The sequence below is a fragment of the Limnomicrobium aquaticum genome (genome assembly GCF_040545545.1).
In the GTDB taxonomy this organism is placed as follows: Bacteria; Pseudomonadota; Alphaproteobacteria; order Rhizobiales; family Rhizobiaceae; genus Ensifer_A; species Ensifer_A aquaticum.
The window spans coordinates 382,334-404,586 of sequence record NZ_JBEPMB010000004.1; the positions used below are offsets into that span (position 1 = coordinate 382,334).

Consider the following 22,253-nt stretch of genomic DNA (forward strand, 5'->3'; position numbering starts at 1 on the left):
CATCAAGGCTTTTTGCGTGACAATGCGGCAAAGGCGCGGCTAAAACGCACATCTTTGGTAATCCCCGACAAACAAAGCAGGGAATCATGACAGATCTGAAGCCCGCAACGGGCAAGGCCTATCTCTTCCTGCTGACGACGGCTTTGATCTGGGGCGGCAATGCCGTGGCGGGCAAGATGGCGGTCGGGCATGCCAGCCCCTTCCTGATGACACTCTTGCGCTGGATCATCGCCTTTGCATTGATCCTCATCATATCCGGCCCGCAAATCCGCAGGGACTGGCCGGTGATCCGCAGGAATGGGCTTTACCTGTTCCTGATGGGCGCTGCCGGCTTCACCTTGTTCAATGCACTGCTTTACAGCGCGCTTCACTACACCAGCGCCATCAATGCGGTGATCGAACAGGCGGGCATGCCCTTCATCATCTTCGTGGCCAATTTCCTGATCTTCCGCATGCGGGTTACGGGCGGGCAGGTGGCCGGCTTCATGCTGACGCTTTGCGGGATTGCGCTGACAGCCTCCAATGGCGATCTTTCGACGCTGTTTGGCCTGAAGCTGAATTTCGGCGATCTGCTGATGCTCTTCGCGGTCATGGTTTATGCCGGCTATACGGTGGGTCTGCGCTTCAAGCCGGAACTTCACTGGAAAAGCATGATGGCGGCAACGGCATGCGGCGCGATGGTTGCAGCATTGCCGCTGGCGGCCTATGAGTGGATGAATGGGGCAGGGCAAATGCCCGACGCGAAGGGTTGGGCGATTGTCGCCTTCATTGCGATTTTCCCTTCGCTCTTCGCGCAGATTCTCTTCGTGCGCGGGGTGGAGATCATCGGTTCGAACCGGGCCGGGCTCTTTATTAATCTTGTGCCGATCTTCGGCGTGCTGCTGTCGATCGGCGTGATCGGCGAGCCGCTCCATCTCTACCACGTCATTTCGCTGGTTCTGGTCATGGGCGGCATCGTGATGGCCGAGCGCAATCGGCCGGCTGCCTGAAGCGGCGCAGTTCACAAGCAAAAAAACCGCCGCAACACGTTGGCGTTGCGGCGGTTTTTCTTGGTCAAGGACGGGAACGGTCAGTGACGATATTGCTGAATGCGCGTGGTGCGCAGGCCGGCCAGGCCATGATCGTTGATCGAGGCCTGCCACGACAGGAATTCTTCCACGGTCAGGGTATAGCGTTCGCAGGCTTCTTCCAGGCTCAACAGGCCGCCGCGAACGGCAGCGACGACTTCCGCCTTGCGGCGAATGACCCAGCGCCGCGTGTTGGCGGGCGGCAGGTCGGCAATCGTCAATGGGCTGCCATCGGGGCCGATGACATATTTAACCCGGGGTCGTATCAATTCGGTCATGGGACTCTCTACAAACACTACAAGACCAGATATCGCGACTTTAACGTCGGACTTTTAAAAATTGCCTAACCCCTTTGAAAGGCTTTGTTCAATTTTGGGTCAGGCCTTTGCCGGACGCGTATCTCAGGCTTAAGGTAATCCGCAGACTGTTAAAAAAGACATGATGCAGAAAGCCTTAAACGCGCCATTTCGCCTTTTTTCTTGGCAGCGGCAAAGTGCTTTCTATATAAAGCGCTGAAAGACGCCTCCCGAGGCGCAAAACTTTAAATGGATCGATGAGAAACGTGAACAGCCTTGGTTTCGACAAGCGCCCGGAAGACACTCGCGTCGTCGTTGCGATGTCGGGAGGAGTCGATTCGTCTGTCGTTGCCGGCATCCTCAAGCGTGAAGGCTATGATGTCTTCGGCATTACCTTGCAGCTCTATGATCACGGCGCCGCCGTGCACCGTGCCGGTTCATGCTGTGCAGGCCAGGACATCGAGGACGCGCGCCGCGTCTGCGAACGGTTGGGCATTGCCCATTACGTGCTGGATTACGAAGCGCGTTTCCGCGAAACGGTGATCAATCCCTTCGCCGAAAGCTATGTCGCCGGCGAAACACCGATCCCCTGCGTTGCCTGCAACCAGACCGTCAAGTTTGCCGATCTCCTGAAGACCGCGAAGGAACTCGGCGCGGATGCGCTGGCGACCGGGCATTACATCCGCTCAGATGCCAATCCGCAGGCGGGCGCGCCGCATCGCCGCGCGCTTTATCGGCCGATCGACGCCGAGCGCGACCAGAGCTATTTCCTCTTCGCGACCACGCAGGACCAGATCGACTATCTGCGCTTTCCGCTCGGCGGGATGACCAAGGCCGAAACGCGGGCGCTCGCCGCAGACATGGGCCTGATCGTCGCCGACAAGGCCGACAGCCAGGACATCTGCTTCGTGCCGCAGGGCAAATATTCCGACATTATCGCCAAGCTGAAGCCGGATGCGGCGCTCTCGGGCGATATCGTGCATCTCGACGGCCGTGTGCTCGGCACGCATGACGGCATCGTCAATTACACGATCGGCCAGCGAAAGGGTCTGGGCGTCGCCACCGGCGAACCGCTCTATGTCGTCTATCTCGACGCCCGTTCGCGTCGCGTCATCGTCGGCCCGAAGGAAGCGCTGGAAACGCACCGCATCTATCTGCGCGACGTCAACTGGCTGGGTGACGGCCCGCTGGAAGAGGCCGCGAAGGGCGGATTTGCCTGCTTTGCCAAGGTGCGCTCCACCCGCCCGCCGCGCCCGGCGATGCTGGTCGCCGACGAAAACGGCATCCGCGTCGATCTGGAAGACGGCGAAGACGGTATCGCGCCCGGCCAGGCCTGCGCGCTTTATTCCGCACCGGGCGCCGACGCTCGCGTCTATGGCGGCGGCTTCATCGCGCGCTCCGAACGCGCCGAGGCAGCCGAAGCGCGCCTGAAGGCGCTTCTCTCCGCCGCCGCGGCCTGATTTTTCCGGCGCGAAAACAAAGCCTTTTCATGCATTTGGGGCTGGAGCAGGGGATGGTTCGCACATCCCCGATTTTTTCCCGCATTCAAGCTTGACACAAAAGCCCCGCCCGCCCTATAAGCCCGACACCTGAAGGCCAGACAGCGCTTCTCACCCGGAAGCGCTTTTTTAAATGGCCTTTCCAGCCAAGGCTGGCGGAGTAGCTCAGTAGGTTAGAGCAGAGGAATCATAATCCTTGTGTCGGGGGTTCGAATCCCTCCTCCGCTACCATTCAAAAAAATCCTTTGATTTCAGAGTTTTAGCCCCGGTTGGGGTTTCAGTTTGCCGCGAGACATCTCACGTCCCTGTACGCGGAGATTTATGCTGCATGCCGTCCTACCTGACCCGCCGTGAAGGCCGTTACGTTTTACAGATCAGAAACTCTAAATTGCTCTTCCGGCTTCTCGGCACGCAACTGTTTCGCTTGTCGTTAAGGACCTCGGACTACCGTGTCGCTCGAACACGCTTGCTCGAGTGTCTACACTGGTATGATCGCATGAATAATGTCGGAAGAAATACGCAATTTGATCCCTCTGAATTTGATGCTGCGGAGGTGCTCACATTGCTCGAAACGGTGAGAACGATCACCGAGCAAGCGACAGATTACCTTGATGAGCATTGGCCCGTTTCGGAAGACAGACTGGTCGCACGAGAGAGTTTCGTCGATTACAGTACGAAGGCACTGAAAAAGGCGTCGGAGATCAGCCAGTTTTTGATTGAGGCGGAGCCAGTTCATAAGCTTCTTTCGCAGCTTCGCGAAAGGAACGCTGAACTGAAGGCTTTCCACCATACGCTGACGCTCAAGGACGAATATGCTCGCGGAAGCAAGGAAGTTCTTCAGACAATTTTCACCAACCGCGACGTGAATGCTATCGCAATTGCGTCGATCCAACAGCCAGCCCCAGCCTCCTCGAGCTCGGTGGCGGTGACGGTGTTTCCAAATTCGGCTGCGCCCAGCGAAGGCGGATCAAATTCTCCGAAGCGATTTTCGGAATGCCTTGAAGAGTATCGTGAATTCCATGTTGGCCAAGGCCTGAAAAAAGATTCGCTGGCAGTCATCGTCTTGATCGTGCAGTTCATCATCGATGAGTTCAACGATCCCCTCGTTGCCGACTTTGATGAAGCTCGCTGCCTGAAGCTTGATGAAATGCTGGTCGATATACCGGATCGACAGAACATACCCAAGAACCACGCAGCAAGCCTTTCCAAACGTTACCAGTACGCCCGAACGCATGGTTGGGAGGGGCTGAAACGTCTAACAGAAGCCAGACTTCGGAATGGATATCACAATGCCCTTTCGAAATTTTTCGGCTGGATGAAGGATAAGGGCGTTTACCCGCACGAAAAGCCGATGTTCAACCAGATATCTGAGGAGAATCTGGTCTCGCTGCCGCGCGACTCGTTTTCGGCAGATGAGGTCGTGGAAATTCTTTCGATGCCGCTCTTTACTGGCTGCGCGGGCGGCGGACGGATCTGGAAGCCGGGTGACTATCTTGTCCAAAATCACCTATACTGGGCTTACATCCTCCTGTTTTTGACAGGCCTTAGACCTGGGGAGCTTGGGCAACTTGAATGTGACGATTTCCGAGAGCGGGACGGAATATGGTACCTGCATCTTCAAAGCTTCGATCCAACAAAAGGGCGGGTCGCCATCAAGGATCTCAGGCGCTTCAAGACGAAATCATCCGAGCGTATTGTGCCATTGCATCCCTTGATACTGGATCTTGGCCTTCTTGACCGGATTGATGAGTTGCGTGCGGTCAATTGCCCGTTCGTGTTCCCCGAATGGGAGCCCTACCCGAAGCCGGACGGGGAGTTGAGATGGGGGCAACCCATCACGAAAAGCTGGCAATATTTGAAGTCGAAAACTTCAATTACACGTAAGGACGTCACCGTCTATTCCACACGGCACTGGTTTGCCGATCTTGTTGACGATACCGACCTGACACATCGCGCTCGCAAAAGGCTTATGGGCCACTCGGCGAAAGAGGAAACCTCTGTGCGGTATGGGTCGAAGACTCGTTTGACAAATCGTGACCTTAAGGAAATCACGGACATACAGTCACCCACGATCGAAGCCATGAGTGAGATATTGCTGCAAGCCAAGGAGCGCGCGGGCTGCGGTGAGTTGGAACGTCCAAAGCCTTGGACCTACCGGACGTCTTGGTCAGATTACTACAAGATGAAAATCGATGGCGTTGGTTGATTGACCAATTTCATTTTTAGTCAAGTCCGGACGAACTTTCATGAGTGACAATCCGATAGCCTTTGATGCAATCCGCAAGGCTGCTTATGCCTGGGCTAATGTCCACGGCAAGGACGAAGCGGGTTTACGGTTGGAATGCCTTTCGGCGCTGCGGCTGCTTCGGGAACGTGGCCAAGTATCATCTGCCTTTACCCAAGAGGAAGGTGAGCAAGTGGTGCAGGACGTCGTAGCCTGGACACTCCAACGGTACAATCCAGCGAAGCCCAAACCTAAGCGCGATCGTGAGGAACGGGCCTCGACATTTCTCTTGATGCCAGCTGCCTATGAAGAAGCTGCAAATCTGTACGGCAAGTCAACTCTAAGAGGGACAGCTCGCATCACGGAGCAATCGAAGAGCACCGTCGGGCGGCATATGCAGCGACAGGGGGTCGCTCCAAGGCGCAATCGAAAGATCGCAGCTCTCTCCAAATCAGCACAAAGGCTTCTCGAGTTATTGGACAGTACGTTTTACCGCCGCGATTCAGGGATTATCAAGCCGGAATGGCTGATTCATGCTCTGTGGCCGATGTCGGGGGCAAATGAACCAACGCCCCGAACGACACAGAAGAGCCGCGAGAAACGCTTGAACGCTCTGATTGAGGAGGTCTCAAAGGGAGGGGTCGGATATCATTTTTTTCGTCACGATGACATTTTTGGCGTGATGCGTGGCCGGCGGTTTTCCGGGTACAAAGATGCTGCCATCTGGATCGAGGAACAAGCACGGCTCAACAGATTTGTGAGTGTTGAAAGGCCTTCACCAAAAGCAATGGAAAGCAGTCTCTTTTGGGAAGATGCGGTTGTTCGTGATGTCTTCACGATTATGGGAATGAGCCGCACTGGGGTATTTTACCCCTTTGAACGTGTCGCGAGTCTCTTTAGATTTGAGAGGTTTCTATTGGATCCAACGCCAATTGTGCCTTGGCTTGAGCGCGCATACCGTTCAGACATGGGGCCCGATATTGGCGAAAACCTTGCTTATCTGTCTGGTAACATCACCGATGAAGCCACGGGGAAGGCTATAGGCAAACTTGGAGCGCGTCTGGACAGACTTCATAAGTTCTCGTCGCCATACGAAATCTACAGTGACACATTGGTAACCGTCGATATGGAGTTGGGTGTTCTGCAATATTGTCGCGAGAATGCTCCGTTAAGCTATGCGCGGTTGGCTTTTATCCAGGAAATTCTTGCCAACCAAGAATACAGCGAGCTTGACGTCGAGGATTGGTACGAGCAGATGATCGAAGCTGAAAAGGCGGGTGAGTGGATTGCGCCGAGCCCAGAGGTCCTGGGCCAGTACCTTCCAGCGGATGAAACGACAGAAAATCCGTGACGAAGTCGAAATTAAATTCCTTCTTTTAATTCAATAAGATAGGAATTTTTGTCCCGTTTTCGTTATATAGTATTTGTTTTTGATTGATCCTTGGGCTTTGAGTTTCTGCTTGTAGGGCCAAGATACACGGAAGATTCATTCTTCGCGGATTTACTCTACCCCTGTCGATCTTAGCTCCCACTTCGCGAGATTCCGCCATGTCCTTTGATCTTGCCGCGCTGGATATTACGCCGAAGCCGATAGAGGTGCACCATGACCAGGAAGAGCGTGACTATCTCATCGCTCAAGTACGATCTGGTGCGATGACGCCCGAAATGGCCGAGGGTGAGGCGGTTGCAAAGAAGATTGATCCAATCGCCCTGCTCCCTTCCTTTCGCTCTTTCGACCCGCTTTCCGAACCAAATTGGACGCTGGATATGGCGTTGGCGTGGGTTGCGTGGCGGTCTGCCGAAATTGTTGCGTTTCATTCGAAACCTTTCAGGGACGAGTGCCTCGGGTGGAAGCCATCGAAGCGGCTGAAATATGATGGCGCAGTTCCGCAAAACAGGCGCTCGCCTTTCAGCCTTATGCCGCCCGAAGTCGAAGAATTCGCCACCTTGGAATGGTTGCCAGGCAGGAGCCTATGGGTTGAAGACAGTGAGCAAGATTACTTCTTCTGGCAGAATGATACGCTGATTCCGGTTAGCGTCATTTTCGCGCCGGATGGGGATCCGAATGAAGCCCTCGGTAAATTGGCTGATGCGAGGAGAATTTTTCTTGCTGGTTTAAAGCAGGGCGACATCATCGCTTCAGCCATTGACATCAACACTGGTGATGCTGTCGAGATACCTGCATCAGAATGGCATTTTCTTGCCGCTTTTCGCGGCGAAGACGGCTACTCGGAATTTTCTCGCCGCGCGCCCGATGAAAACAATCCTGAGTATTGCACCCCCAAATACCGCTGGGGGACGGTCAGGAAAGTCGATCTTTCAGCCTGGCTGTCTCGGCTGACCATGCCCAATGCTGCGTTTGGGATGGACGTCGGCGGGCCAATTGATTTCGATCGCTATCTCATTTGGTGCCGATCACTCGACCTCACAACAAAGAAGGTCGCCATGATCGCTTGGCCTCTCTGGATTAGAAACGGGATTAAGCTATCTGCTCTCGATCCTGCAGAGCGAATTTCTGCGGTCGACGAATTTGTTGTTACGTCCGAAATGAGCGACAACTGTCATGACGTCACGCCAGAGGCTGTAGAGCGCTTCTTTAGGGCATTTTCCGGTTCCTTTCCCGTGGGTCAAAAGGGGGAGAACGAAGGGAGTAACGAGAGTGCCCCCGAGCAACAGCTTCATGACGGTCGGCTGGTTCCAGTAGCTGCCCAGAACGGACGCGATGATCGCTTTCCCGCAGACTTGCTGACGTTTAGACGACCGCGCTCTGCGGAGGAAAGAAGACGCTATTTCGGGTGGTGCGAAAGTCTCGGGCGACAGACGGCGCTCAGGCGTGTCGGCCAACTCTATTGGAAAATTTGTTCCGGCAAAAAGCAAACAGCTATTGAGCCCCGACCCGGCATCCTTATAAATCAGTTGCGAGCAGGGAATAATCCAGTTTCTGAATCGTCCATCAAGAAATTCCGACGGATTCTTGCCGAGGCAATAAACGACGGAAACATATAGCTTTATTAATATATTTTTTGCATTTTGCCAACGGGTCCAATTTTGTCCGAATTAAACCTTTCTAGACCGAATTCGACTTTGTTTTATTTCTCAGGATGGCATAGATAAATTTCCGTTCTCGAAACGGAGGTTTATCTTGATTTTTCAGAATCTTACTTTTCTTTCAGTTCCCGCTGAAACGCGCAATTCTCTGTGCGACGCGTTGCTCGATATGGACGCGCTTTCTCCTCACCAGCTTCGAGATCTCGAGCCGCGTGCATCTGCAGTCGAAGCGTTCTTGGATGCATTTGACCTGGAGCCGGGTTTGAAAACGAGGGGTCAATGGTCTCTGGGGCATTATGTTTGCTCGGCTCTCTGCGTCTGTGACATTCCGCACGGTTTGAGGCGGAACTAGAAATGAAAATCCTTCCATGGGAGCCGGACAACGACGTCTTCGGGGAGGCCGCGGCCATCTCTGCAGGCGAGAGATTTTTGGACCTTGTCATAACTCCAACTGCCAGCGGAGTAGTTTGGGATGTGGTCGACGGCTCCGAAATCGTTGCCACCGGGTATGCAGAGGATATGACAGCGGCAAAGCGGGCCGCGGAAGTTGCAGGCTGTCGCGCGCTTATCAGGATCGTCATTGACAACGTTTGACGCCCGCTTGGATGCCGATGACCATTTCAAATGAAGGGCGACAAAAGCGCCCACTCACCTTCAGTTCAATCACTCATGAAAGGCTCTCATTATGCAGACGCTTGAGCACCTTACACTTCTTACAGGCCATCGTCGAAATAGCCCACGACGTGAAGTTCATCCGCAAATCATTGAATATTTGAAACCTTATGTCCTCAATGGAACTGGGAAGATCGGGAAAACAGCCTGGACCCTCAAAATGGTCCAAGGCGCATGCCCTGGTTCATGCGGCTTTACGCTTCATCATGCGGGGATTTGGCTATTTTCATGCTACATGGCTTGGAAAACGACCGCCGATCTTCCGATGTGGGGCGTTGTCACGGAGCTGTCGAAGACTTCTGTCACCAAACCGAAAACTGTTCCCTGGCTCGCAGTTCACATCATGCCGCAGGTAGTTGATGCTGATTTGAATATCATGAAGGAAGCGGGTGATCTCGAGCGGTGCATTGCGTGGACAGTGATCAACACTATGGCTGGTAATTCACCTCTTGCAGCCTAATTGTTACCAATTTGCTTGAGTTCCCTGCAGAACGAGACGGTACTCGGAATAACCTCGAGGTGGGTTTGGCCGCCACCAACTCTAGGCGGAATGCGAAATCGGCGGCAGTCGGTCCCGGATGCTGCCGCACCTCCTACGGCTCCCTTCTCTCCGATTTCATCATACGCGAATTCCCGAAGTCCCGCCCGGCGGACGGCGCTATGCTGACTTCTCCGATATGCTCATCGTCTTCGTTCAAAAAGTCGTTCGAATCTCGAAGTCTTCCATTCGAAACTCGGGACATCGGATTTGCGCCGGCAGACCCGTGAGCTCATCATCCTGAAATAAACTTGGGAGAGATAGCCAGCAATGCCCTGTGCCCACATTCGTGGACCAGGCAGACTGGTCAGGGGAGTACCCCGTGAACCCCGTTTTCGCCGCAGCCACGGCGGAGGTGACGCAATGCGCAACAAGCTCATGAAAGTCCGCTTGACCCAGTCGGAGTTGGCCACAATTCTGGAGGCAGCCGAAGCTAAGGGGCTGACGGTATCTGAACTCTGCCGTCGGAGCGCGCTCGGTGTCCGCTTGCCCCGAAGGCGCTTGGATCGCCGTGATGCGGAAATACTGGCTAGGCTGCTCGCCAGTCTCGGTAAGATTGGTAGCAACCTCAATCAACTGGTTCGCGCGGTGAATATCGGGAAGGTGCCAATCGATGACAATGCTACAGTCTCGACGCTGCGTGACATTGATTACCTCCGTCAACATATCCGTGAGATCCTGCAATGATAGTTCAGTCTACACGGATCAGTCGGACGGGCGGGGTACGCTATATCGAGCGACACCTTCTCGACAAACCCGGAGACAACGACAAGATTGTGGTCCTGGTTGGGGACCGTGTAGCCCTGCATGATGCACTCGCGCTGGCCAATCTGAAAGCTTGCAAATACGCGTTGCGCCACCTTTCCATTTCCCCAGAGCGCCCGCTCGACAAGGCCGATTTGTCTGATTTCCTCAAGTCGATCGATGCGGAATTCAAAATTGGTCCGGATCGACCCCGACTACTTGTGATGCACGAAAAAAAGGGGCGGCAGCATTTTCACTTCGCGGTGGCGGAAGTTGACCCGGCAACGATGAAAGTCTTGTCTTGCCGCAACGATTTCGCACGCCTCGAGAAGCTCGCACGGCATCACGAACAAATACGTGATGAAACGGTGCAGCCTACACGGGCCGAAAGACGCAGCAAGAAGATTGAGGGCTTTTCCGATGTCGCGCGAAAGAGGGCCGAGAGGAAAGTTGAAGCCTTTGATCGGACGAAGCTGAAGATGGCATTTGAGCAAGGCGTTGCTGCCTTCTTCCGGGAGCTAAAACTGCAAGATTTGACCATAGCGCCCGGCGAGAAGGGGTTCATTTTGGTAGCTCCCGATGGCGAATTCGTGGCTGCTGCCAACCGGGCGGCAGGCGTCCGACGCGCAGTATTCACCAGCTTCATGAGGGAGACAAAAAACCATGAGAACCTCGACATCGACAAACCCCGCCCCGGCAGAGATGCTGCGGATGATAGATCAACACACAAAGCGACTGCTGCCGCTGCTGGCCTTGTTGGAGACGCCCGAGGAAGGCGACGGGACAACGGAGCTTTTCAAGCTGTTGGGCCTCATTCTCGACATGCAAGAGCAACTGATACTCGGCTTGAAAAGCATCGATGGCAAACTCGAGCGGCTATTGCGCCGATAGGATTAGATGCCAAAAGACGCGACTTTCATCTCCGCCGCAGCCTCGAAAACCTTCACAAATTCGACTTCCAAGATTTGCTGCGTCGTGCTCTGGAGATGGCGCAGATGATCAGGTCTATCTTCGAGCCCGTGCTATCCAGATATGCGCGTCAGATCGAACACCTTCAGACTTCATCGGGGAAAATTGCGCCGGCTGATGCTCCAGCGTCGAGATCGATGCGATATGATCTGAAATGGAGGACAGGACATGAAAGACCCTAGTTTACAGAAAAGGAGAACATGCCGCGACCGATTTCGCGCGCAAATGATGACCGCATCTAAGATGCGCCAGGCAAACCCGGCCGCGTCGGTCTCATCTCAGCTTGGAATACTTTTGCTCGCGGCATTCGGACGTCTTCCAATCATGATGCCCGCTCCGACATGCAGGCCGACATATGTATCTCCCCCACTTTCCCATGGCATGGCCGAGAACATCTCTGTCGCAGAACGTCTTGGCGTTGCCGTTCGCTATGTTCCAATCGTTTTGAAATTCGGCCATGTCCCGAAATGGCGTCTCATTGATGACATCAAATTCGGTGGTCCGCTTCGTCACGACGCCATCCAGGAGCTCCGAAGGAATGCGCCTTTTCAAAGTCTTCCTTGGCTTGATCACGTGGCTAAAAACGGACGTTGGAACGATCTTCTTCTCGCGCTTTCGAGCGCCAATACGTCCGAAGAAATTGACGCCGAATTGCTAAAGTCGACTCTGATCTGGATGCGTCACCTAAAACATGACGATGAACTGAAAGGGAGCGCAGCAACTGACGATTCGACGATGAAGGTCTAATGCTTCTGTGCAACCCAATGATGCCGCCTCCTAGTTCGTTCCCTCGTCTCATTTAAATTTGTTCGAATTTTTCGAACGAAATTTATAGGTATCGAAGTGATCTATTCTAGCCACCATAATTGATGCAGTTGAGGAGTGGGTAACATGCCCGAAAAACTGTCTGGATCTCTGCGTTTCACTGACCTTACTTTGACCGTTGATCTCCTCGTTGAGGCCTTGGAGAACAAGGATGGCGCGCGTGATCGGATCGCGAAGCGACATGGTATTCAAAAGTCCGTCATCACTGACCGCGTCAGACGGATTGAAGCTTTCTTCGACGCGGAGCTGTTCGGTGGTCCTCAACGAAAAGATCTCACCGAGGCTGGGAAGTTCGCGGCTAAATATGGCCCCCGTCTCATTTCGGAAATTGAAGAGTTTGCTGCAATGATCCAGGATGCTGCGGCGGAAAATTAGCGATTTCTGGAAATATCTCAAAAGTTGTGTTGGGGACTCGATAGGAGGCAAGCGGGGCTTGTGCTCCTGTGTCTGGTTTGGTCTTATCCGTCAGGGATTCGGGACTGGTATACATGGCAGGCTATACGCAATATCACAGCAAATTTTTCGCCAATCGCATCATGTTGGAAGGCAGAGGTGACGAGGCCTTTGCAAAGTCCTTGTCGACTGCCCGCGTTGACATGAAACCTCATCAGGTGGAGGCCGCCCGCTTCGCGTTGCATTCGCCTCTTTCCAAAGGTGTTATCCTTGCCGACGAAGTGGGATTGGGAAAGACTATTGAGGCCTGCTTGGTTATCGCCCAGAAATGGGCAGAGAGACGTCGCAATGTGCTCCTGATTGCCCCAGCGTCGCTTCGGACGCAGTGGCAGCAGGAGTTGCAGGAGAAATTTTCGCTCCCAAGCGCGATCCTTGATTCAAAGACGTATCGCGACGCCGTGAAGAGTGGGAAGCCAAGCCCCTTCGACGACACTTCAGCCATCGTGATCACGTCGTATCAATATGCAGCCGCCAACGCCGATAAAATTCATCGCATCGGATGGGATCTTGTTGTGATCGACGAAGCGCACCGTTTGCGCAACGTTTACAAGAAGAATGCGTCCGCCCAGGCGAAGCGTTTGAAGGAAGCGTTGTCATCACGCTTCAAGGTGCTACTGACGGCAACGCCGCTCCAGAACTCCTTGATGGAGCTGTATGGGCTCGTTTCCATGGTCGATGATCATTTCTTCGGTGACGAACAGTCCTTTCGGGTGATGTACGGTCGAGGAACGGACAAGCAGTCATTAATTTCCCTTCGTCGGCGCATGGCACCACTTTACAAGCGCCATCTTCGGCGCGACGTCCAGGCGGCGGGTCACGTCAATTACACCCAGCGACTGGCCGTCACCTTCGATTTTGAACCTCACAGTCTCGAAGAGAAACTTTACGAGGGCGTTTCTGGATATCTCCAAAATCCTGATTCAATTGCCTTCGGTTCGAAGCCCAATCAGCTCGTTTTGATAGGTGCGCGGAAGACGCTTGGTTCGTCGATTGCCGCTATCGCTCAATTCCTGGAAAACGTCATCGCACGGCTTAAGCGCAATCAAGCCGCGAACGAGGCGGTGGTCGACGACATTGACGACACCGCCGAGGTGAAGGAAGAGATTGCCGACGCCGCCGTTCTCACCAGCAATGACGAGGCACAGGAGCAGGAGGACAGCGACAACCGCGTGGTTGACGTCGATCCCCAAAAGCTTGCTGCGGAAATCGCCGAGCTCGAAGGATACCTAGCGTTGGCGAGGTCAATCGGCACGAATTCCAAGGGCGAGAAGCTGATAGGCCGTCTCCCGGAAGTGCTTGATGAGGTTGTTGCACGCGGGGGCAAGCGTAAGGCTGTCATCTTCACCGAATCCGTGCGGACGCAGAAATACCTGTTCGAAATCCTCTCACAGAACGGTTATGCCGGACAGATCGTCCTGATGAACGGTTCGAACTCTGATCCGGACAGCCAGCAAATCTACAAGGCATGGCTGAAGGAGAAACAGGGAACAGACGCCGTCTCCGGGTCGAAGTCTGCCGACATGAAGAGCGCGATCGTCAGTGCATTTAAGTCGGATGAGAAGGCGATCCTGATTGCGACGGAATCTGGCGCGGAAGGCATCAACTTGCAATTCTGCTCGCTCCTGATCAATTTCGATCTGCCGTGGAACCCGCAGCGGGTCGAGCAGCGAATTGGTCGTTGCCATCGATACGGTCAGAAGATTGACGTCACCGTCGTGAACATGCTGAACCGTAAGAACCATGCGGAAAAGCGCATTTACGAACTTCTGAGCAAAAAGTTCATGTTGTTCGACGGGTTGTTCGGGGCGAGCGATCAAGTCCTCGGGGTGATTGAATCCGGCATCGACTTCGAAAAGAAGGTCCTTGCCGTGGTCCAGGCATGCCGGACCGAGGCCGAGGTGAATGAAGCGTTCCAGAAGCTTGAGGCTGAACTGGAAGATCAGATCAAGGCAGACATGGCAGAAACACGTCAGCAGCTTTTTAACCTGTTTGATGCCTCCATTGTTGACATGCTGCGCCAGCGTGGCGGCGAAATTGAAAGGACCATGTCGGACTTCGAACGACGTCTTTGGCTTCTTGCGCGCGCGGAGCTGCCTGACGCGACGTTCCGGAACGATAGCATCCCGCATTTCGAATATGACGGCAAGACTTGGTCCAGTATCTGGCCCGAGGCCGATGATCGGGGATGGCAGTTCTATCGTCTTGGTGACGGCACTCTAGCTGACCGCTTGGTTCGAGAAAGTCAGGATCGGGTTCTTCCCAACTCGAAATTGTCTTTTGATTATCAGAGCTACCGCGAAGAGGGGCAGCCGAGGCTTTCAGACCTGGAGGGTTATCTCGGAAAAAGCGGGTGGCTGCGCGTGTCCTTGTTGAAGGCCGAAACGGCGATGGGTTCGCGCGACAGTCTGGTCCTTGCGGCGGTGACTGATGACGGCTTCGTTGTCCCGACCGAGACTGCCGAGCGAATGTTTCAGTTGCCTGCGACGTCCGCGTCGGTGGATGCATCCTATCCCGAAGACAGGATGGCGAAGATTGACCGAGAGGCGCTTGCCGACGCGCAGCAGTCCTCCGAGGATGAAAACCGTAGGTGGCTCGACGAAGAGACCGTCAAGCTGGAGGCCTATGCTGAAGACCTTGAACGAGCAAGCGAGTTGCGGGCGAAAGAACTCGACGCAGAAGCCCGTGCAGCTCGGAAGGCGCTGCGCGGCAACCAGTCCATTCCCCTTTCTGAGAAGCTGACGGAAGAACGCCGGATCAAGCGTCTTGAGGAAGAGCGGGACGAGTTGAAGCTTTCCACGTTCAAGACCCTTCGTGAAATTCGAAAAGAAGTTGATGGAAAACTGGATGAGGTGGCCGCGAAGCTGGCCATCACGCCGAAAGTGACGCCGGTGATGACGATCCGGTGGGAGATAGCAGAATGAATAAAAAGACGCGCCTTGAGCTTACTTGGGTTGGGAAGGATGAGCGACCAAAGCTTGAGCCGCGTATCTTGGTTGAGGATCAGGAAATATCCCGCCACGCCAGGGCAAGGTGGTCTGACGAGGACATCTTTGACAATCTTCTCATTCAAGGGGACAACTTGTTAGCGTTGAAAGCGCTTGAAGCGAGCCATTCTGGCGGTGTGAAATTCATTTATATCGACCCGCCCTATAATACGGGATCGGCGTTCGAGCATTATGAGGATGGCCTAGAGCACTCCATCTGGCTGTCGATGATGCAAGAACGAGTAAGGTTACTTCATAAACTTTTGGCAAGTGATGGATGTTTCTTCGTCCAGGCTGACGACAACGAAGCGCATTATTTAAAGGTAATTTGTGATGAAATATTCGGGCGAAGGAACTTTATTTCTACGTTCATTTGGCGAAAAGTAGATAGCCCAAACGACAACAAGGTGGCTGTTACCCCGGATCACGAATTTATATTCGGATATGCGAAAGACATTAGCCTCGCAAAACTCCGTCAAAAGCCCGATGATTCACTCATCGAAGCCTATCGTGGGCCAGATCAGGAAGGCAGATATTATCGTGATCGCCTGCTCAAGAAGAATGGCAAGAACAGCCTTCGTTCAGACAGACCGACAATGTACTTCCCAGTTCCGGGGCCGGATGGGAACGATGTTCTTCCAATACATGATGATGGACGGGAAGCCCGCTGGGCTCTTGGAAAGGCTGCTGTAGATCAACTGATTAAAGATGGAAAATTGATCTGGAAGGAGCGGGGTGATGACGAGCTCTCAAAATGGGTGCCCTATACGAGAGAGTACGCGAGAGATAATCCCACAAGACCGTACAACAGCATTTGGGCAGATCTGCCGACAACCCGCCAGTCGAAGGCGCACCAAAAAGAACTTTTTGGTCCTGGACAAGAATTTTCGACGCCGAAGCCTGAAGAGTTAATCGAACGTCTCATTCTTATGTGCACTAGTGTCGGCGACGTCGTCCTGGATTCTTTCGCGGGTTCTGGAACCACTGGGGCGGTAGCACACAAGATGGGACGCCGCTGGATCATGGTGGAACTTGGCGACCATGCCATTACACACATTGTTCCCAGGTTGGAGAAAGTCATAAATGGCGGCGATCCCGGCGGCGTTACGGCGGTGACAGGATGGAAAGGCGGAGGTGGTTTTCGGTTTTATCGTCTCGCACCGTCGCTGCTTGAGAAAGATCGGTTTGGCAATTGGGTCATCTCACGGGATTACAACGGAACGATGCTCGCAGAAGCGTTGTGTCAGCATCTTGGTTTTATCTATGCACCGAGCCAGGACCCCGCAGAATACTGGCGGCATGGGTATTCGACCGAAACAGACTTCATTTACGTCACGACGCAGTCGTTGACTTACGAAGCGTTGAAAAGGCTATCCGAAGAAGTTGGGCCGAAGCGCACGCTGCTGGTCTGCTGCAAGGCCTTCAATGCCAAGGAAGACAGTTTCGACAATCTCACCATTAAGAAAATTCCACACTCTATTCTGGCGAAATGCGAATGGGGTCGGGACGACTATTCGCTCCGGATTGCAAATCTGCCCGTCCAGGAGCGTTGGGAAGACGCCGACGAGCCGGAGCATGCCTTGCCAGAATCCAAGCCGCACAAATCCGAGGGGTCACTTCCCTTGTTCGATATGGGAGGGGACGAGTGATGTTGCAGCGGCAGCTTAGTCAGATCAAGGCTCGCCTTTCGCTTCGGACGCCGCAGGCAGAGGCGCTCGATATTCTCGCTGACGTCCTCGATACGATCGAATTTTCCAAGGGTTCCGATCTTGTCGCAGCCTTGAGCGCGATTGAGGCTACTTACCCTAGCGTGACGGATTTTGAACGGGAATTTCCGTCCCTCTGCTTTGCTCTTGCAACGGGCGTCGGCAAGACACGGCTCATGGGCGCGTTCATTGCCTATCTGTACCTCACCGGGCGATCCAAGCACTTCTTCATTCTGGCACCGAACACGACGATCTACGAGAAGTTGGTCGCCGACTTCAGCCAGCAGGGTTCTCCGAAGTACGTTTTCCGGGGCATTGCCGAGTTCGCTCAATTTCCGCCGTTGGTGGAGACGGGGGACAATTGGGAGAGAGGTTATGCGGTCCGCGGCGATCTTTACGGGAATACGGCGATCGTCTTCATCTTCAACGTCGATAAGATCAACAAGGAAGCTGGCCGAATTCGGAAGCTTCATGAATACATCGGCGAAAGCTATTTCGACTATCTGTCCGGCCTTCCTGATCTCGTGCTCCTGATGGATGAGGCCCATCGCTACCGGGCAAAGGCAGGGATGACGGCAATCGCCGAACTGAAACCAGTTCTCGGCCTGGAATTGACGGCTACTCCGCGTTCAGTCGGCGTACGGTCTGTGCCATTCAAGAATGTCGTCTACGACTATCCTCTCGGTCAGGCGATGGAAGACGGTTACGTCAAAGACCCGGCAGTAGCTACTCGTGAAGGCTTCCGAGCCAATAGTGTCACACCGGAACAGTTGGAACGGATGAAGCTTGAGGATGGCATTCATTGCCATGAATTCACGAAAGCCGAACTCGCAATCTATGCGCAGCAGACGGGTCGGAAGTTGGTCCATCCCTTCATGCTGGTCGTTGCGCAGGATACCAAACATGCGAGCGAAATTCGCAGCTTTGTCGAATCCGACGAGTTCTTTCAGGGGCGCTATAGGGGCCGCGTGATCGAGGTTCATTCGGGAACGCGGGGTGAGGAGACGGAGGAGGCGACCGCGAAACTCGTCGCCCTTGAGCATGATGCCAAGACCGACATCGTGATCCATGTGAACAAGCTGAAAGAAGGCTGGGATGTCACGAACCTGTACACCATCGTTCCGCTGCGGGCGTCGGCATCTGATATCCTGACGGAGCAGACGCTCGGGCGCGGTCTTCGACTGCCGTATGGTCAGCGGACCGGCGTCGAGGCCGTTGATCGATTGACGGTCATCGCCCATGATCGCTTCGACGACGTCATCAAGGCTGCGCGCGATCCGAATTCTCTCATCTCAATCCGTAAGACCATCATCATTGGTGGCGGTGGCGACGTCTCTGACGTCGGCGCTCATGTCGTCTCCGCTCCTTCGAATGTCGAAACAATGCTCACCGGAGGATCGGCTGGATCGTTCGGGGAATCCGAACAGAAGCCTTATGTCTTCGAGACCAAAGAGGAGCGGGAAGTTGCCCGCGTCGCCTGGGACGTCATCGAGCGTGAGTTCGAACGGAAGATCAAGACGGGCATCGACAAGCTCGATACCCCTGAGATTCAGGCAGAAATCACCCGGATCGTCAAACAGGTAATGGCACCCGAGCAAGGAACGTTCGAAGCTTTCGAACAAAACACCGACGTCGCCGCAACGGTCGCGAAAGTGACGAAGCAGCTTGTGACCTACACCATCTCGATCCCAGAGATCGTCGTGCTACCGACCAGCGAAGTGAACTTCGGCTTCAACGACTTCGATCTTTCGAATCTCGAAACAATTGCCAAGCAGCCGATCGTGGATCAGATCATGGTTCAGAAGCTGCGCGACGAATCCCGCGCTTTCCTGGCTCGGACCGTCGATAGCGCGAAGGAGGAGCGGCCTGAGAACTACATCGTTCGGCATCTCATGGACCTGCCGCAGGTGGACTACGATACGCAGAGCGAACTGCTGTTCAAGCTGGCGGGCCAGATGGTGAAGCGGTTGCAGTCCTATTTGTCGTCTCCGGAGGATGTCGAGAATGTTTTGATTGTCCACGGGAAGGATCTTGCTCGTTTCATTTTCGGGCAGATGCAGGACCATTACTGGGAAAGCCCCACCGACTATCGGGCGAGCGTGTCACGCGGCTTCGTGATGCTGAAACCGCAGGCCTACAATATCCCTAGCGAGGCATTCGTTCGAAATTTCCGAACGTCCGTGTCTCCGCTCAAGGATCTGCCGAAGTATGTCTTCGAAGGCTTCGCGAAGTGCTGCTATCCCTACCAGAAATTCCATTCTGATCAGGAACGTGAGTTCGCCGTCATAATAGAGGCAGCGAGCGAGACCGGAGTGCAAAGATGGATGAAGCCGGGAGTCGGGCAGTTCCGGATCGAGTATGCCGCTGGGCAATCCTACGAGCCGGATTTCGTCGTCGAGACCGACAAGGAAAAGTTCATCGTCGAGATCAAGGCGAAGAACGAAATGAGTGATCCAGTCGTCACCACGAAGGCGACGGCGGCAAGGAAGTGGGTTCATCACGCGAACAACCATGCGAAGGAAACGGGGGGTAAGCGCTGGACCTATGTTCTCGTCCCGCACGACGCAGTTACACCGAGCGCGACTCTTGCGTCTCTGGCGGCGACGTATGCGCAGGCGGAAGAGCTGATTTCCTGAGCGCGGCAAGGTGCGGATTCCAAAGGATGTTGGAAACGCACCAAGGGGGGACATTGCTGGAAGTTGTTGACGCTGCCGAATTTGTTAAGCCTTGGACGTCTGGCAGGACTGGACCGGGTCTTCTGCTCTGCGAAGACGCTGCCGGAGCATCAATTGAATTGTTTTGCAAGGTCTCGGCAGGATGCGATCAAGGGGTAACGAGCTTGGCGCGTGAGATCATCGGCGCGTGTCTGGCGGCAGACCTGCTGCTGCCAATTCCTCGACCTTATTGTGTTAGAATTTCGAATGCGTTTACGGCGGCGGTTCCGGACGAAGCCTTTCGCCTGAAATTAAGCAGAAGCTCCCCCATCGGCTTCGGCTCAACGAGAGTTCCGAACCAGTTTTCTGCGTGGGCAAAGGGGAATGTGCTAACGGACACAATGGTGCCGGATGCTGCTGCGATATTGTTGTTCGATGCGATAATCCAAAATCCCGATCGGCGCGCTGGCAACCCTAACTGCCTTGTTCGAGGGTCAGATCTTCGAATATTCGATCACGAGTTGGCCTTTATGCCAAACAACCTGCTGCTTTTTTGGGTGCCGCCCTGGAGCGCGGGCGGCATGAAAGAGTTTGAAAAGCCCGGCGCGCATATTTTCTTCAACGCTCTGAAGGGGCGCTACATAGATTATATCCGCATCAAGGATTGTTGGAGTAACTTGTCTGATCAGCGGATTTTGGAGTATCGGGATGCAGTTCCAAGTGAATGGCAAGAGGCAGTGCCCGCCGTCGTTACGGCTCTTAATACCATCCGCGATGCGAGAGACAATATTGACGGCTGTTTGGATGAAATGCGGAGGATTTTGGCATGAGTGAACGTCAGCCATACAGCTTCGTTGTTTTACGATACGTTCATGACGTCGTGACGGGTGAGTTCGTGAATGTGGGCCTGATCCTGCACGCGCCTGCATACGGCGTTCTAAACTGGCGTACCCGTAAGACCATCGGTCGGATCAAGAGCATCTTCCCCGACCTTGACCGGGATGCGTTTGTATCTGCCATGAATAGTGTCGAAAGGGGGATGAAGATCGCAGCGAAGGACGTCCAGCGGGAAGCTCTCTTTCAGCAAAAGAGCATCGTTTCGACGTATGCCCGATCAGTCGTGCCCGACGATGAGAGTTCGCTTCAGTGGTCGGCCGTCAGTTCGGGGCTAACCAATGACCCCGAAAAGACCTTTGAGCGACTATACGAGCGTTTTGTCGGTCGTTACGACGTCAACATCAAGGCTAAAAAGTCGGATGAGGACGTTTGGCGTCCAGTGCGTAACCTGCTGGCTGAACGCAACCTGGACATCTCCTTGGAAAAGAAGGTCGTGTCAGGGAAAACTGACAGCATCGAGTTCAAGCATGCGTGGAAGAATGGAAGCTGGCATGCGTACGAACCTCTTTCCCTTGATCTTGCCGATGCAGAGGGCATCAAGGACAAGGTTCGGCGGTGGCGTGGGCATTTGGCGGCCGTTGCCGATGACGCTAAAGAACCACTGAAGTTGCGATTTCTTGTGGGCGCACCTGAGAACCCTCAATTAATCCCGGCGTACCGAAATGCGCTTGCAATCTTACGTGGTTCGCCTTTTCAACCAGAAATTTTCGAGGAAACTCAAGTTTCTGAGCTGGTTGATGAAATCGAAGATGAATTCAGAGAGCATCGGCTATCGTTGTGAGCACGTCGTAAGTTTGGACATTCGATGCTGGGTATCCTGTTGCTTCAGTACGGTATGCTTGTGGTGCCATAAACGAAATGAATACAGCGGGCGCTTTTCAGTAACGTTCAGTTACAAGATCACAGTGCCTAATCTATAATAAGGAATTTCTTTCGGGTATGTTTTGGAACAAATTTGACGCCGCGGAGCCTGATCCTGAAGCTGAAAAGCTAATCGCTGACTATGCGCGCCAATATTGCCTTAGAAACGGCGTTGAGGAAAATGACTCAGAAAAAATTCGAGAAATAGCAGCTCGTGACATTGGGGCGTATAAGGCTGGCATGCTCCCAAATTTTGACCAAGCACTTTCTGTAAATGCCTTCAAGCCTAATGAGTTCAATCCTACAGAATCTGAAAACAAATCACTCGATGTACTTTTAAATTGGCTACTAAGAGCAAATATCGATTGGCGTGGCCGCTCCGACAACTTCAAAGCTCTTATAAACGCTAGATTTAATTCCATCGGTACCACCAAAGTGGATGTTCAGGGGAATACTATGTATTTAGACGCCTGTGTTGAGGTTCTTGGCAATCGTGTCGCTGTTGAGTTTGAGGTTTCCAATAACCTCGAAAACGGGTTCGCCACACTCCGCGCCGCAACCAAAAGGCGTAGATATGCTGACTACGGCGTGATGATCGTTCCCTGGCTTCCCAGATCATCGGGTATGGCACATGCAAGAATGGCCTTGAACTCGCTGGACGAAGCTGCTGACGAGACCGATCAAACAAGAAATGGGACGATTTATCGAGTTTCGATAATACGTGAGCGTCCGGCGAGTGGATTTTGTCAGGGTCGAGAGACCGAAGTTATAGGCCTCGCTTGGCTTCGTCGGCCATGACGCGCTCGATCATCTCGG

At 53.9% G+C, this 22,253-nt stretch carries 18 protein-coding genes and 1 tRNA gene; 18 read left to right on the plus strand and 1 reads right to left on the minus strand.

Features of this window, described 5'->3' with window-relative positions; translation table 11 throughout:
* Positions 1–86 precede the first annotated feature (86 nt).
* Positions 87–989 (plus strand): DMT family transporter, encoded by a 903-nt coding sequence (locus ABID16_RS15405; protein WP_354557220.1) that lies wholly within the window; start codon positions 87–89, stop codon positions 987–989.
* 80 nt (positions 990–1,069) lie between these two features.
* Here ABID16_RS15405 and sciP read toward each other — a convergent pair whose 3' ends face one another.
* A complete protein-coding gene (sciP, locus tag ABID16_RS15410; RefSeq protein WP_354557221.1) occupies positions 1,070–1,345 on the minus strand; it encodes a CtrA inhibitor SciP in 276 nt (91 codons plus the stop codon).
* Between the two features lie 284 nt (positions 1,346–1,629).
* On the opposite strand from sciP, the gene mnmA reads away from it, so the two are divergent.
* The 17 genes from mnmA to ABID16_RS15495 all read left to right on the plus strand — a co-directional run bounded on the left by mnmA (position 1,630) and on the right by ABID16_RS15495 (position 22,235).
* Complete coding sequence (mnmA, locus tag ABID16_RS15415; RefSeq protein WP_354557222.1) at positions 1,630–2,823, plus strand: tRNA 2-thiouridine(34) synthase MnmA; 1,194 nt, start codon at positions 1,630–1,632, stop codon at positions 2,821–2,823.
* Between the two features lie 193 nt (positions 2,824–3,016).
* A tRNA-Met gene (locus ABID16_RS15420) sits at positions 3,017–3,093 on the plus strand.
* A gap of 97 nt (positions 3,094–3,190) precedes the next feature.
* Positions 3,191–5,068 (plus strand): hypothetical protein, encoded by a 1,878-nt coding sequence (locus tag ABID16_RS15425; RefSeq protein WP_354557223.1) that lies wholly within the window; start codon positions 3,191–3,193, stop codon positions 5,066–5,068.
* 40 nt (positions 5,069–5,108) lie between these two features.
* Entirely contained in the window at positions 5,109–6,437 is a 1,329-nt protein-coding gene (locus ABID16_RS15430; protein ID WP_354557224.1) for a hypothetical protein, read from the plus strand.
* A gap of 197 nt (positions 6,438–6,634) precedes the next feature.
* Positions 6,635–8,092 (plus strand): hypothetical protein, encoded by a 1,458-nt coding sequence (locus ABID16_RS15435; RefSeq protein WP_354557225.1) that lies wholly within the window; start codon positions 6,635–6,637, stop codon positions 8,090–8,092.
* A 396-nt stretch (positions 8,093–8,488) separates the two neighbouring features.
* A complete protein-coding gene (locus ABID16_RS15440; protein ID WP_354557226.1) occupies positions 8,489–8,728 on the plus strand; it encodes a hypothetical protein in 240 nt (79 codons plus the stop codon).
* 91 nt (positions 8,729–8,819) lie between these two features.
* On the plus strand, positions 8,820–9,266 hold the full coding sequence (locus ABID16_RS15445; protein ID WP_354557227.1) for a hypothetical protein: 447 nt from the start codon (positions 8,820–8,822) through the stop codon (positions 9,264–9,266).
* A 441-nt stretch (positions 9,267–9,707) separates the two neighbouring features.
* Positions 9,708–10,031: a plasmid mobilization protein gene (locus tag ABID16_RS15450; RefSeq protein WP_354557228.1), complete on the plus strand. Its 324-nt coding sequence runs from the start codon at positions 9,708–9,710 to the stop codon at positions 10,029–10,031.
* Positions 10,028–11,239, plus strand: coding sequence for a relaxase/mobilization nuclease domain-containing protein (locus tag ABID16_RS15455; protein ID WP_354557229.1), 1,212 nt, complete (start codon positions 10,028–10,030; stop codon positions 11,237–11,239). Before ABID16_RS15450 ends, ABID16_RS15455 begins: the two co-directional genes overlap by 4 nt.
* A complete protein-coding gene (locus ABID16_RS15460) occupies positions 11,226–11,804 on the plus strand; it encodes a hypothetical protein (protein ID WP_354557230.1) in 579 nt (192 codons plus the stop codon). The genes ABID16_RS15455 and ABID16_RS15460 overlap by 14 nt, the downstream gene beginning before the upstream one ends.
* Positions 11,805–11,948: 144 nt before the next feature.
* The gene (locus tag ABID16_RS15465) at positions 11,949–12,257 is read left to right on the plus strand and encodes a LysR family transcriptional regulator (protein WP_354557231.1); all 309 of its coding nucleotides are present in this window, start codon (positions 11,949–11,951) and stop codon (positions 12,255–12,257) included.
* A 113-nt stretch (positions 12,258–12,370) separates the two neighbouring features.
* On the plus strand, positions 12,371–15,256 hold the full coding sequence (locus ABID16_RS15470) for an SNF2-related protein (RefSeq protein ID WP_354557232.1): 2,886 nt from the start codon (positions 12,371–12,373) through the stop codon (positions 15,254–15,256).
* A complete protein-coding gene (locus ABID16_RS15475; RefSeq protein WP_354557233.1) occupies positions 15,253–16,968 on the plus strand; it encodes a site-specific DNA-methyltransferase in 1,716 nt (571 codons plus the stop codon). The genes ABID16_RS15470 and ABID16_RS15475 overlap by 4 nt, the downstream gene beginning before the upstream one ends.
* On the plus strand, positions 16,968–19,661 hold the full coding sequence (locus ABID16_RS15480; protein ID WP_354557234.1) for a DEAD/DEAH box helicase: 2,694 nt from the start codon (positions 16,968–16,970) through the stop codon (positions 19,659–19,661). The genes ABID16_RS15475 and ABID16_RS15480 overlap by 1 nt, the downstream gene beginning before the upstream one ends.
* 53 nt (positions 19,662–19,714) lie before the next feature.
* On the plus strand, positions 19,715–20,509 hold the full coding sequence (locus tag ABID16_RS15485; RefSeq protein ID WP_354557235.1) for a HipA family kinase: 795 nt from the start codon (positions 19,715–19,717) through the stop codon (positions 20,507–20,509).
* On the plus strand, positions 20,506–21,357 hold the full coding sequence (locus ABID16_RS15490; protein ID WP_354557236.1) for a DUF3037 domain-containing protein: 852 nt from the start codon (positions 20,506–20,508) through the stop codon (positions 21,355–21,357). Before ABID16_RS15485 ends, ABID16_RS15490 begins: the two co-directional genes overlap by 4 nt.
* Positions 21,358–21,515: 158 nt before the next feature.
* Complete coding sequence (locus ABID16_RS15495; protein WP_354557237.1) at positions 21,516–22,235, plus strand: hypothetical protein; 720 nt, start codon at positions 21,516–21,518, stop codon at positions 22,233–22,235.
* Positions 22,236–22,253 lie beyond the last annotated feature (18 nt).

What these genes read in the sequence shown, in the direction of transcription:
- ABID16_RS15405 (WP_354557220.1), top strand. Translation starts at nt 87, where the DNA reads ATGACAGATCTGAAGCCCGCAACGGGCAAGGCCTATCTCTTCCTGCTG.
- ABID16_RS15455 (WP_354557229.1), top strand. Translation starts at nt 10,028, where the DNA reads ATGATAGTTCAGTCTACACGGATCAGTCGGACGGGCGGGGTACGCTAT.
- ABID16_RS15440 (WP_354557226.1), top strand. Translation starts at nt 8,489, where the DNA reads ATGAAAATCCTTCCATGGGAGCCGGACAACGACGTCTTCGGGGAGGCC.
- ABID16_RS15445 (WP_354557227.1), top strand. Translation starts at nt 8,820, where the DNA reads ATGCAGACGCTTGAGCACCTTACACTTCTTACAGGCCATCGTCGAAAT.
- ABID16_RS15430 (WP_354557224.1), top strand. Translation starts at nt 5,109, where the DNA reads ATGAGTGACAATCCGATAGCCTTTGATGCAATCCGCAAGGCTGCTTAT.
- ABID16_RS15435 (WP_354557225.1), top strand. Translation starts at nt 6,635, where the DNA reads ATGTCCTTTGATCTTGCCGCGCTGGATATTACGCCGAAGCCGATAGAG.
- ABID16_RS15465 (WP_354557231.1), top strand. Translation starts at nt 11,949, where the DNA reads ATGCCCGAAAAACTGTCTGGATCTCTGCGTTTCACTGACCTTACTTTG.
- ABID16_RS15460 (WP_354557230.1), top strand. Translation starts at nt 11,226, where the DNA reads ATGAAAGACCCTAGTTTACAGAAAAGGAGAACATGCCGCGACCGATTT.
- sciP (WP_354557221.1), bottom strand. Translation starts at nt 1,345, where the DNA reads ATGACCGAATTGATACGACCCCGGGTTAAATATGTCATCGGCCCCGAT.
- ABID16_RS15450 (WP_354557228.1), top strand. Translation starts at nt 9,708, where the DNA reads ATGCGCAACAAGCTCATGAAAGTCCGCTTGACCCAGTCGGAGTTGGCC.
- ABID16_RS15470 (WP_354557232.1), top strand. Translation starts at nt 12,371, where the DNA reads ATGGCAGGCTATACGCAATATCACAGCAAATTTTTCGCCAATCGCATC.
- ABID16_RS15425 (WP_354557223.1), top strand. Translation starts at nt 3,191, where the DNA reads ATGCCGTCCTACCTGACCCGCCGTGAAGGCCGTTACGTTTTACAGATC.
- ABID16_RS15480 (WP_354557234.1), top strand. Translation starts at nt 16,968, where the DNA reads ATGTTGCAGCGGCAGCTTAGTCAGATCAAGGCTCGCCTTTCGCTTCGG.
- ABID16_RS15490 (WP_354557236.1), top strand. Translation starts at nt 20,506, where the DNA reads ATGAGTGAACGTCAGCCATACAGCTTCGTTGTTTTACGATACGTTCAT.
- ABID16_RS15475 (WP_354557233.1), top strand. Translation starts at nt 15,253, where the DNA reads ATGAATAAAAAGACGCGCCTTGAGCTTACTTGGGTTGGGAAGGATGAG.
- ABID16_RS15495 (WP_354557237.1), top strand. Translation starts at nt 21,516, where the DNA reads ATGTTTTGGAACAAATTTGACGCCGCGGAGCCTGATCCTGAAGCTGAA.